The sequence below is a fragment of the Tissierella sp. genome (assembly GCF_032104385.1).
In the GTDB taxonomy this organism is placed as follows: Bacteria; Bacillota; Clostridia; order Tissierellales; family Tissierellaceae; genus Tissierella.
Genome location: NZ_DAMCHJ010000014.1, coordinates 1 through 11,864, shown reverse-complemented (window position 1 = coordinate 11,864; position 11,864 = coordinate 1). Strand labels below are relative to the sequence as shown.

The window sequence follows — 11,864 nt, the reverse complement described above, 5'->3', positions numbered from 1 at the left end:
TTAATCTTATTCTTACCAAAGATACTAGTAACTATGCTATTTATTTTGATAGATATTGAAAATAACTATCAAAGAAATTGTAACCTGCTATAGTAAACTGAATATAATGTATTGAGTTATAATTCAAAAAGAGGAGGTAAAACTATGGAAATTAATCAAACATGCCCTATTGGCTCTTTTGCATATACAGTTAGAGCAGGAGATACGTTTTTTACAATAGCTAGAACTTTTGGGATATCTCTTGATGCTTTAATAGCTGCTAATCCTGGGGTAGATCCAAATAGATTATTTATTGGTCAAGTAATTTGTGTACCAACAGCTGCTCCGCCACCACCAATTTCTAGTTGCCCTACATTAAATATTGGAAGTAGAGGAGCGTCAGTAGCAGAACTTCAACAGCTTTTAAGAAATGCGGGATTTGATCCAGGACCTATTGATGGTATCTTTGGAACTAGAACACAATCAGCTGTTATAGCATTCCAAAGAAGCAGAAACCTTGTACCTGATGGAATAGTAGGAAGAATGACATGGACTGCACTTGGTGTAAACTGTGGGCCAATCACAACTTGTCCTCCAGGGACGTTTGCCTATACAGTCAAGGCAGGAGATACCTTCTTTACTCTAGCACAAAGATTTAATACTACAGTAGATGCAATTCAAAGAGCAAATCCAACTGTAAATCCAAATGATCTTAGAATAGGTCAAATAATTTGTATACCATAATAAATAATTGAGAATTATTTAATAGATTTAATCTTGGGATATCCGTAAAAACCATAGGGGTGGGGATATCCCTTTACTATTTTATTCCTTCTTTAAAATCATCTAAATAATTGACATATTTTTTTATATAAGATAAACTAATAGGATAGAATATAATTGAAAGACGCAATTTTGAGGAGGTTTTGTTAAAGTGTCCACTAAGTATATATTTGTTACAGGTGGAGTAGTTTCATCCTTAGGTAAAGGCATTACAGCAGCTAGTTTAGGGCAGCTTTTAAAGAGCAGAGGACTTAAGGTTACTATTCAAAAATTTGATCCATATATAAATGTTGACCCAGGAACTATGAGTCCTTATCAACATGGTGAAGTATTTGTTACAGATGACGGTGCGGAAACAGATTTAGATTTAGGTCATTATGAGAGGTTTATTGATGTAAATTTAAGTAAGTATAGTTCTGTTACTTCTGGGAAGATTTACTGGTCAGTACTTAATAAAGAAAGAAAAGGGGAGTATAATGGCAGGACTGTTCAGGTAATTCCCCATATAACTAATGAAATTAAAGAAAGAATTATAAGAGCCTCTAAGGAAAGAGATGTGGATGTTGTAATTACTGAAATAGGTGGGACTGTAGGAGATATTGAGTCATTACCTTTTTTAGAAGCTATTAGACAGATAAAATATGATGTGGGCAGAGAAAATGTAATGTATATCCATGTAACTCTAGTGCCATTTTTATCTAAGGCAGGAGAGTTAAAGACTAAGCCTACACAGCATAGTGTTAAGGAGCTTAGGGGACTTGGTATTCAGCCAGATGTGCTTATTTGCAGGACAGAAGTTCCTATTGCAGAAGATGTTAAAGAAAAAATTGCATTGTTCTGCGATTTAGATCCATCAGAAGTTATTGAAAATATAGATGCTTCTACTATTTATGAGATACCTCTAATGTTAGAGAGAGAAGGACTTCCTCAATTGGTTCTAGAGCATCTTAATCTAAAATGTGGAGAACTTGATTTATCTGAGTGGAATGAAATTGTTGAAAGAGTAAATAATCCACAAGGTAAAGTAAAAATTGCTTTAGTAGGAAAATATGTTGAGTTAAAAGATGCATATATTTCTGTATCAGAATCTTTAAATCATGGTGCCATAGCTAATAATGTAGAAGTAGAGGTTAAGTGGATCCATGCTGAGGAAATAAATGAAGACAATTATAAGGAACTTTTATCCGATGTAGATGGTATTTTGGTACCTGGTGGATTTGGAGATAGAGGGGTAGAAGGCAAGATAGTTGCCATCAAATATGCTAGGGAAAATAAAATTCCTTATTTAGGTATATGTCTAGGTATGCAATTGGCAGTTGTAGAATTTGCCAGAAATGTAGCAAATCTCAAAGGTGCCCATAGTTCTGAATTAAATGCAGAAACTCCATATCCTGTAATAGACCTAATGCCAGAACAAAAGGACATTGATGCTCTTGGTGGTACTATGAGATTAGGGTTATATCCTTGCAAGATAAAGGAAGGAACTAAGGCTTTAGAAATATATAATGATGAAATCATATATGAAAGACATAGACATAGGTACGAGTTTAATAATGAGTATAGGGATAAGCTAGAGGAAGAAGGACTTGTTATATCTGGGGTATCTCCTGATGAAAGATTAGTTGAGATGATTGAATTAAAGGATCATCCTTGGTTTATAGCAGTTCAATATCACCCGGAATTAAAATCCAGACCAACAAAAGCTCATCCATTGTTTAGAGAGTTTATTAAGGCAACGATTAAAAAATAATTGAGAATTGTCAATTCAAAAAAGGGGGGGTATATATGAAAAATTGTAAGGGTGTGAAAAAAGGAGCTACTATAGTTCTAGCTTCGGCAATATTATTATCATCTATACCAAGTTATGGTGCCGCGCCTAGATTTAAGGATGTGCCTACGACTTATTGGGGCTATACTTATATTGAAGATATGGCAAGTAGGGGATATATAAAGGGTGTTGGCGATGGAAGTAAATTTGCTCCAGATGGAATTCTTAATTTTGATGCAGCTATGAGCTTATTGGGTAGATTAACTAATCCTACAGCAACAGAAAGAGCAAATGCTTCATATGCCTATAATTCTTTGTTAAAAGAACTGAAGATAGATGAATGGGCTAAGGAAGGATTAGCTATTTGTCTTTATAAGGGTATAATTTCAGAATCACAGTTAAGGGATATTAATAAAAAGGGACAAATTAAAAAGACTATTACTAAGATTGATACCTGCGAATACTTGGTTAAAGCAATGGGTTTAGAAGATACTGCAAAGAATAAACAAATAGTATCATTAACCTATAAAGATGTAATGAGTATGTCTGCTATGCAAACTAAATATGTATCCGTTTTAATTGATGCAGGAGTTTTGGATTCTAAGGGTACAGGAGATGGAATGTTTAGACCAAACTCTTCATTGACTAGAGCTGTAATGGCTAAAATGATGTCAACAGCTGATGGTTTTATGGGAAAAAATTCGGCTGGTAAGGAAGAAACTAAGACGGAAATAGATGTAGTTAATGGTAAGATCGTTAAAATATATAATGAATCAAATAAGAGATTTCTAATAATAGAAAATTCTCGTGGAAATGAATATACCTATGAAATAGTTAATAATACTACTATAAATATAGATGGTAAACAAACTACCTATTTAGATTTAGTACAAGGACAAGAGATAGAATTAAAGTTAAAGAAGGATACTAAGGAACTTATATCAATTAAGGCAATATCTCCAGATGAATATATATCTGGTAAGATTAAATATATAAATACTCTTACATTTAAGATGACAATAGAATATACAGAAGGAAAAAAGACTCTGTATAAGGATTTTGACATAGATAAAAATGCAGATATATATCTAAATGGAAAATCAGTATATCTAAATAATCTAAAGGAAAAAGATATAGTAGATGTAAAAATCAAAAAAGGGATAGTATATGATATTGATTCCAAGAGTAAGGATATGGAGATAGAAGGCACTATAAAGGACGTAACTCCTGTAAAAGACAGTGATGATGAATATTATATTACCATATTGGATTCTAAGGACAAATCACATAAGTTCTTAATCAATAGAAAAACTGATATAAGTAGAAATAGAAAATCCGTGGATCCAGAAGATTTAAAGATAAAAGATGAGGTTTATATTATAGCAGAGTATGATATAGCTAAGGAAATAGAAGCTACAGTTGATAAGAAGAATATTAAAGGTATTATATTAGGACTGGAAACAAAACTTCAGGAGCCTACAAAGATAACCATAATGAACCAAAAAACTAAGAAGGAAGAAAAGTATTCTTTAGGAAAGGTTTCATATATAAAAGTAGATAGGTCAGTTGCAACTTCTTATGATTTAAAAGCTGGTTTTTATGTGGAGATAGTTGTAGAAGGTGATGAAATAATTGAAATAGAAGCAGATTCTGTGGGAGTATCAGCTACCATGGTAGGAAGAGTATTAGGTATTAATTCAAGAAAGAAAAATTTAGATTTAGAGATAACAGATTTTAGTCTAGACAGCTCAAAATTTGGAGAAGAAATAACAGTATATGCAGAAGATGTTGTTGTTTTAGATGAGAGAGGGAATAAGCTAGATTTCGGTCATCTTTATAGAGGTGATATTATAAATATAATTGGAAGTTATGATGGCTCTACTTTCATTGCAAAGACAATTATCTTATTAAAATAATAAATAAAAGGTGATTTCTATAGGGAAATCACCTTTTATTTTTATTCTGTTTTTATGGCTTCCAATGCGGATAAGTTCATTGCTCGTCTAGCAGGGAAATATCCAGATACAATACCTATACAGGCTGAGAATCCCATGGCTGCAATAGCCAACCATATTGGTATTATAGATATTTTAGTAGCACCATAGGCACCTATGGCCTGACCAAATTGGGGACTAAATTTATTTACAAAGAAAGATATTAAATAGGCAAAAGCTGCACCAAAGATTCCTCCTGTAAGTCCAATAAGTGCTGATTCAAATAGGAAAAGTCTTTTTATATCCTTAAGTGATGCACCTATAACCTTCATGACACCAATTTCTTTAGTTCTTTCATATATACTCATGACCATAGTGTTAGTAATACCTATTGCTGCTACCAAAAGTGATACTGCACCAATACCCCCTAGGACTGCTTGGATGACAGCAGCTTGTTTCTTCATAGACTCTAGCTCATCATTTAAACTATAAGCTTCATGTCCCATATCCTTTATTGTTTTTTGTACTTCTTGGACATTTTTCATATCATTTACTTTGACATTTACTTGGTCATAACCTTTTGATTTAGATCTACCTATTTGTGGTTTTGTACCCTCAGATTTTTCTTTTTCTTTCACAAGTTTTTGTACTTCTTTGAGGGGCATAAAAATTCCATAATTGGTTTCCCAATCTCCAGGTGTTAAAATACCTACAGACTTTATTTTATACTCCTTATAATTGACCTTTTTCCCCCCAGACTGGGACCAGCCATAGTCTGGATTAAGTGTTAAAGTCATTTTATCTTTCATAAGATTTATCTTAGGCTCTTTCCACACCCTAGCTTTTGGGTTACGGAAACTATTTGGCATATCACTGCCAAATACTACAGAGAGCTCATCAGATTTATTCAATAACCTTCCTTCTGATACTTCATATCCAAAAGCCTCCATAGTTTCAGAATCAATTCCTCTAATAGGTATTTGAGATATATATTTACCATTAATTATAGTACCTTGACTTTGGATTGTAGGGCTTACTGCTATTACATTTTTTAATGCTTTAAAAGAAGCAACAGCTTTATCATCTAATGCAACTTCTTTTTTTCCACGTTGTGGTTCTCCCCAGCCTTTACGAACTGTTATAGTAGTCAGGCTGCCCCATTGTGATACCTGTTCTTCAAAGGATTTGCTCATTCCAAATCCAAGACTTAACATTACTATAATAGAGCTGGCACCTATGATTACTCCAAGAACTGTAAGAAAGGTTCTTAGTTTTCTTCTCCACAGATTTTTAATTCCCATTCTAAATAAATCTATATTACTCATCTAAGGACATTTCCTTTTCTTTTTTCTTTTTTTTGTAGAAGAAAAAGCCGCCTGTACCTGCTCCTATAAGTATTAAAGCAATCCACAACCATTTGGATTTTAAAATTTTCTTAAATCCACGGTTTTCTTCCATGGGAGGCATATCATCTGGATTTTCCTCCATAGGAGGCATCTCTGCTACATTTAATGAGAATTCTTTTCTTAGTTCTTGTTTTTGACCTGTGGAGTCTTCATAGGTAAATAACACTGCTCCTTTTAATTCTCCTGGTTCTGAGGGTATTACCATTCCTTCAAAGGACTCGCTATTACCAGTGTCGAAATTACCAATATAATAGCTTCCGTTTTCTGTTTGAAAATCTCCTTCTAATTTAACCATCATATTGTATAGAGTAACTTTACCAGTATTGTAGAACTCTATAGATACTGGTGATTGTTGACCTACAAATGCCTCGGGATAAAGCTGTAATTCTGCAGTTTCAAGTCTTGATTGCTGAACTACAGGAACCCCAATTAATTCCACATCTTTTAATTCAGTACCTTCACTATCTTCATATTCGAAATTTGCTGTTATAGTATGGGTTTTCGCAATGGCATCAGGGATAGTAAACATAGTTATTTTCTTTTCTACCTTGCCCTTAGGTTTAATTGAGTCAATATAAAAGGTATTGGAACTATCAACTGGAGTAAATGCGGAGCTACCGCCGCTACTATTATTTTCAGTTTTTGAACCTCCAGGTTCTGCTGTTAGAAATATTTTTATATTTTTAACGGTTTTTTTACTGGAGGTATTGTAGAAGGAAAGAGTCATATCAAAATTTTCTCCAGCTTTAACTAATTGTGGTGCAAAGCTATATTTATCTATTATTAATTTGGGTTTTCCTTTAGCAGCTGCATCCTTATCGGGTGCTTCTACAAATATACCTATAAGCTGATTAACAGTATCTTCTTTTCCCAACTCATCAATATATTTTACTGTAATTTCAATAGGATAGTTTTTAGTTTCAGCAGCCTTTGTAGTAAAGAACTTGAAATTTAATTCTTGTATAGCATCTGGTGATAAAGAATCTAATTTTACTATGCTTACTGATTTTGGAACTAGTCCAGTTTGGTCTGTACTTTTTGCTTCGACTATGATTTCTTCTGCATCTACTTGTCCTTGATTTCTAATGTTAAATTTAAGGTCTAATTCTTTATTTTGAAAAAGTGTACCTGTAGGGTAAACTAAATTTTCAATTATTAAATTAGATGAGCGGTTATTATTTGATGCAATAGTTATAAAGAAATTACTTTCATCTTTTATAACTTGGTTTTTTATATCTTTGTAGGATAGACTTAAATCTATTTTATAATTGCCTGGTTTTAGGGTTTTTAAAGATTTTAATTCAAAATATAAATAATATTTTTTATCTGAATCTAAAGAGGGAATTACTTTATAATTTACTCCATTAGCTAAAACGAAGTTTTCATTTGATAGACCGTCTAAAGTTACTTTTATATCCTTAGCAAGGCCACTTCCTATATTTTCAATATCAAAGCCTACAGCTATGATTTCTCCAGCATTAACTTCCGTATTTGGAATTACATTAACCTTGTCTACTACTAATAATGGCGCTATAGCTTTATTTGTTACCCTTACATTGATGGTATGGGATATTGGCTCCATCTTTTCTCCATATTCATTATAGTAAACTATATTTAATAATAATTCATGATTTCCTTCATCGGCTTTTTCATCTACCCTTACTTTAAATGATAGGGAATTAGTTTTACCATCTTTAATTTTAGGAATATCATCATATGCACTACCATCAACATAAACATCCGATGATTTACTGCTAAGTGTTGCTGAGATGTTTTCTGCATAATAATCACTTGTGTTTTTTAACTTAATTGATATAGAAACTCTTTCTCCAGCTTCTGCTAAATATACATTTGAAGATGTAATTGTAAGATTTGGTTTATCATTATCATTATTATCTTTATCCGCCAATCCTTTGGTTGGCATTTGTAGTATAACTAATAAGACTACTAAAAAAACGCTTAAAAATTTTTTCATCTAAATTACTGCCCCCTTATTATGTTTTGATTTTCTACTATCTTTTCTATATGACCATCCCTTAGATAGACGACTCTATGGGCATAATCTGAGATTTCTATATCATGGGTAACTATGATTAAAGTTTGTTTAAAATCATATGCCATACCAGTGATTAAATCCATTATTTCTAGAGTAGTTTTTGTATCTAGATTTCCTGTTGGCTCATCGGCAAATACTATTTGAGGTCTACCAACGAAAGCTCTTGCAATACTGACTCTTTGCTGCTGTCCGCCACTCATTTCAGATGGCTTATGATGCAATCTTTTCTCTAATCCCACATCAATTAACATTTGCTTTGCTTGCTTTTCCCTTTGGGCTTTTGGTACTCCTTGGAAAGTTAGTCCCAAGCATACATTTTCTAGGGCTGAGAGAGTAGGAATTAAATTATATGATTGAAATACGAAACCTACGTATTTTTGGCGGAATTTAGTTACATCTTTTTCACTCATCTTGTGTATCGGGTAATTACCTATAACAATCTCACCTTTTGTTGGCTTTTCTAGACCAGCCATCATGTTTAATAATGTAGATTTACCAGAGCCGGATGTACCAAGTAAGCATATGAATTCCTCTTTTTTAATAGATAAATTTATATTGTCAAGGGCAACTATTTTTTCATCTCCCATTTTGTATATCTTTCTTAGATTACTTAATACTATTAATTCCTTCAAAAAATTCACTCCTATGCAATTAATCTGAGTATATTTTATCATAAGAAGGTTTATTAAAAGGTTACAATATTATTAAAGTTTATAGGCATATCTTACTGTTTTGTAATTCTATTACAATATAAGGTATTCCTTGGAAAATAGTAAGAATTCAATATCTTGTTAGTATATTATCAATATGATATAATAAATCTAATTATATAAGTAATGGAGGGGACAATATGGAAAAGGCAATGATTAGACTTAGAATGAGTACTCAAGATGCTCATTATGGTGGGAATTTAGTAGATGGTGCTAGAATGTTGGCATTATTTGGGGATGTTGCTACAGAATTACTTATTAGACATGACGGAGATGAAGGCTTATTTGTGGCTTATGATAAGGTAGAGTTTAAGGCACCAGTATATGCAGGGGATTATATTGAAGCAGTGGGAGAGATTGTTAGTGTAGGAAATACTTCTAGAAAAATGGTATTTGAAGCTAGAAAGGTTATAATACCTAGACCAGATATTAGTCCATCAGCTTGTGATGTATTAGAAGAACCAGAGGTAGTGTGCAGAGCAGAGGGAACTTGTGTAGTACCAAAGGACAAGATTAGAAAGTAACAATTCCCAAAGAACAATTAAAACATTAATGTATTAATTGTTAACGGTTAATTGTTAATTGAACATTGAATTAAAGGGGGCGTTTTAATGGAAAAATTAATTATTACTGCGGCAATTTGTGGTGCAGAAGTAACTAAAGAAAATAATCCAGCAGTTCCATATACAGTAGAGGAAATCGGCAGAGAAGCGGAAGCAGCATATAAGGCTGGAGCAAGTATAATTCATCTTCATGTTAGAGAAGATGATGGTACTCCAACTCAAGATAAAGCTAGATTCAAGGCTTGTATGGATGAAATCTACAAGAGATGTCCTGATGTTATTATTCAACCTTCTACAGGTGGAGCAGTAGGTATGACCGATGAAGAAAGACTTCAGCCAACAGAACTAGGACCAGAGATGGCAACTTTAGACTGTGGTACTTGTAACTTTGGTGGAGATGAAGTATTTGTAAATACTGAAAATACTATTAAAAACTTTGGTAGACTTATGATTGAAAGAGGCGTTAAACCAGAGATAGAAGTATTTGATAAGGGTATGGTTGATTATGCAATTAAATATGCTAAGCAAGGATTTATAAAAGAACCAATGCATTTTGATTTTGTACTAGGAGTACAAATGGCTGCAACTGTTAGAGATTTATCCTTTATGGTAGATAGTATTCCAGCAGGCTCTACTTGGACTGTAGCAGGAATAGGCAGACATGAATTCCCATTAGGAGCTGTTGCTATTGCTATGGGTGGACATGTTAGAGTAGGTTTTGAGGATAATGTATATATAGAAAAAGGAGTATTAGCTAAGTCAAATGGTGAATTAGTTGAAAAGGTAGTAAGAATAGCTAAGGAACTAGGCAGAGAAATAGCTGCTCCAGATGAAGCAAGAGAAATATTAGGGCTTAAAAAGAGATAGATGAATAACAATAACTTCACTTTTTGGTGCCAGGCACCAAAAAGTGAAGTTATTTTAAAATTAGGTAGGTGTAAATATTGAAGAATATTTTAATAATAGAAGATGATATAGCCTTAAATAAAGGGATCGCTCTATCTTTAAAAGATGAGGATTATAATTTCTATCAAGGATTTAATTTATCTGAAGGCAGAAAGTTGTTTTTAGAAAATAACATAGATTTAATTATTCTAGATTTAAATTTACCTGATGGTGATGGCATGGAATTTTGTAAAGAAATTCGTAAGACAAGCGAAGTCCCTATAATAATGCTAACTGCTAAGGACATGGAGATTGATATAGTCACAGGATTTGAGCTTGGCGCTGATGACTATATTACTAAGCCTTTTAGTCTTATGGTTTTAAGGGCTAGGTTTTTAGCTCTTTTAAGACGTTCCTCTCAAAAGGTCGTAAATAAATTTGAAATAGATGATTACTCATTTAATTTTGATGATATGATTTTTCTGAAGGATAATAAGGAAATTGTTTTAAGTAAAACAGAGTATAAATTGCTAAATATGTTAATACAAAATATTGGAAAGATAGTATCTAGGGATAAATTGATTGATAAAATCTGGTCTGATGGTGCTGAGTATGTAGATGAAAATGCCCTTTCTGTTAGTATAAATAGATTGAGAAATAAATTAGATGCTCATGAATATATTAAAACAGTATATGGAATAGGCTATACTTGGGTGATTGATTTATGAAATTTTTTTTAATTATAGTTATTGTAGGTTTAGTAATGTATATTCTATATATAAGAAAAAATATAAAGATTATAACTATTAGAATTAATGAAATGCTAGATTTAGCTATAAAAGGCAATTTTACTGAAAAAAGTTTTGATGAATCAGAGTTATCTAAAATAGAATCAAAATTTTATAGATATTTATTAGATTCTCAAGCAACGGAAAAAAACTTAATTAACCAAAAGAAGAATATAGAAATTTTAATTTCTGATATTTCACATCAATCTAAGACGCCAATATCAAATATTGTGCTTTATTCACAACTTTTAAAGGAAAACCAGTCTATAGAATATATTGATGAAATAATATTTCAAGCAAATAAATTAAGTTTTTTAATTCGAAACTTAATAAAGACATCTAGGTTAGAAACGGGAGTAATAAAATTAAATCCTAGTTTGAACAGTGTTAATAACTTAATTAAAAATATTATTAGTTCTAGTTTAAAAAAAGCTGAGGAAAAGAATATTTATATAGATTTTGTAGAAGATGATGATCATTTTGCATCCTTTGATTTTAAGTGGACTGAAGAAGCTATTTATAACATTGTGGATAATGGGATTAAGTATGGTTTAGAACATGGAAATATCCACATAAAAATTATAGAATATACTGTTTTTCTTAGGATTGATATTATAAATAACGGAATTGAAATTAAGGAAGAAGAAATTAACAAGATATTTCAAAGATTTTATAGAGGTGAAAATGCAAGAGATAGAGAAGGGGTAGGTATAGGATTATATTTATCCAGAGAAATAATAGAAGGACAGGGAGGGTATATTCAAGTAGAATCTTTCTCTGAACAAACTAGATTTTCTGTATTCTTACCAAAGGATAAAAATTTAATGTAATTCTTTCATAATTGTTAGAATCTAGAAAGAATCTGGAAAGAATAGTTTGCTATAGTCTATATTAGAAGTTATAGACTATTTTTTATGACCTAACTTAGCGAACGATAGTGAGCTTTAGTAGGTCAAACGCAATGAGCACCAACCTTAATGTAGAATTTATCA

The 11,864-nt window shown here is 32.0% G+C and carries 10 protein-coding genes; 7 read left to right on the top strand and 3 right to left on the bottom strand.

Annotated elements, in window-relative coordinates; genetic code table 11:
• Window positions 1–144: 144 nt before the first annotated feature.
• From RT714_RS12855 to RT714_RS12845, 3 genes are all read left to right on the top strand, one after another.
• The gene (locus RT714_RS12855; protein WP_313758145.1) at window positions 145–723 is read left to right on the top strand and encodes a LysM peptidoglycan-binding domain-containing protein; all 579 of its coding nucleotides are present in this window, start codon (window positions 145–147) and stop codon (window positions 721–723) included.
• Between the two features lie 190 nt (window positions 724–913).
• Window positions 914–2,512 (top strand): CTP synthase, encoded by a 1,599-nt coding sequence (locus RT714_RS12850; protein ID WP_313758144.1) that lies wholly within the window; start codon window positions 914–916, stop codon window positions 2,510–2,512.
• A 35-nt stretch (window positions 2,513–2,547) separates the two neighbouring features.
• Window positions 2,548–4,446: an S-layer homology domain-containing protein gene (locus RT714_RS12845; RefSeq protein WP_313758142.1), complete on the top strand. Its 1,899-nt coding sequence runs from the start codon at window positions 2,548–2,550 to the stop codon at window positions 4,444–4,446.
• A 41-nt stretch (window positions 4,447–4,487) separates the two neighbouring features.
• Here RT714_RS12845 and RT714_RS12840 read toward each other — a convergent pair whose 3' ends face one another.
• From RT714_RS12840 to RT714_RS12830, 3 genes are read right to left on the bottom strand one after another with little or no spacing between them, the layout of a single operon-like run.
• A complete protein-coding gene (locus RT714_RS12840; RefSeq protein ID WP_313758140.1) occupies window positions 4,488–5,789 on the bottom strand; it encodes an ABC transporter permease in 1,302 nt (433 codons plus the stop codon).
• Complete coding sequence (locus tag RT714_RS12835; RefSeq protein WP_313758139.1) at window positions 5,782–7,845, bottom strand: CARDB domain-containing protein; 2,064 nt, start codon at window positions 7,843–7,845, stop codon at window positions 5,782–5,784. The genes RT714_RS12840 and RT714_RS12835 overlap by 8 nt, the downstream gene beginning before the upstream one ends.
• Window positions 7,846–7,850: 5 nt before the next feature.
• On the bottom strand, window positions 7,851–8,558 hold the full coding sequence (locus RT714_RS12830; RefSeq protein ID WP_399326933.1) for an ABC transporter ATP-binding protein: 708 nt from the start codon (window positions 8,556–8,558) through the stop codon (window positions 7,851–7,853).
• Window positions 8,559–8,776: 218 nt separating this feature from the next.
• Between RT714_RS12830 and RT714_RS12825 the strand changes: the two genes are divergently transcribed.
• From RT714_RS12825 to RT714_RS12810, 4 genes are all read left to right on the top strand, one after another.
• Complete coding sequence (locus RT714_RS12825; protein WP_313758137.1) at window positions 8,777–9,160, top strand: hotdog domain-containing protein; 384 nt, start codon at window positions 8,777–8,779, stop codon at window positions 9,158–9,160.
• 87 nt (window positions 9,161–9,247) lie between these two features.
• Window positions 9,248–10,066: a 3-keto-5-aminohexanoate cleavage protein gene (locus RT714_RS12820; RefSeq protein ID WP_313758136.1), complete on the top strand. Its 819-nt coding sequence runs from the start codon at window positions 9,248–9,250 to the stop codon at window positions 10,064–10,066.
• Window positions 10,067–10,143: 77 nt separating this feature from the next.
• Entirely contained in the window at window positions 10,144–10,812 is a 669-nt protein-coding gene (locus RT714_RS12815; protein ID WP_313758135.1) for a response regulator transcription factor, read from the top strand.
• The gene (locus RT714_RS12810) at window positions 10,809–11,702 is read left to right on the top strand and encodes a HAMP domain-containing sensor histidine kinase (RefSeq protein WP_313758134.1); all 894 of its coding nucleotides are present in this window, start codon (window positions 10,809–10,811) and stop codon (window positions 11,700–11,702) included. The genes RT714_RS12815 and RT714_RS12810 overlap by 4 nt, the downstream gene beginning before the upstream one ends.
• Window positions 11,703–11,864 lie beyond the last annotated feature (162 nt).

Bases quoted from the DNA above. Each gene is read 5' to 3' on its own strand.
- RT714_RS12855 (WP_313758145.1), top strand. From the start codon at position 145: ATGGAAATTAATCAAACATGCCCTATTGGCTCTTTTGCATATACAGTT.
- RT714_RS12845 (WP_313758142.1), top strand. From the start codon at position 2,548: ATGAAAAATTGTAAGGGTGTGAAAAAAGGAGCTACTATAGTTCTAGCT.
- RT714_RS12840 (WP_313758140.1), bottom strand. From the start codon at position 5,789: ATGAGTAATATAGATTTATTTAGAATGGGAATTAAAAATCTGTGGAGA.
- RT714_RS12835 (WP_313758139.1), bottom strand. From the start codon at position 7,845: ATGAAAAAATTTTTAAGCGTTTTTTTAGTAGTCTTATTAGTTATACTA.
- RT714_RS12825 (WP_313758137.1), top strand. From the start codon at position 8,777: ATGGAAAAGGCAATGATTAGACTTAGAATGAGTACTCAAGATGCTCAT.
- RT714_RS12820 (WP_313758136.1), top strand. From the start codon at position 9,248: ATGGAAAAATTAATTATTACTGCGGCAATTTGTGGTGCAGAAGTAACT.
- RT714_RS12810 (WP_313758134.1), top strand. From the start codon at position 10,809: ATGAAATTTTTTTTAATTATAGTTATTGTAGGTTTAGTAATGTATATT.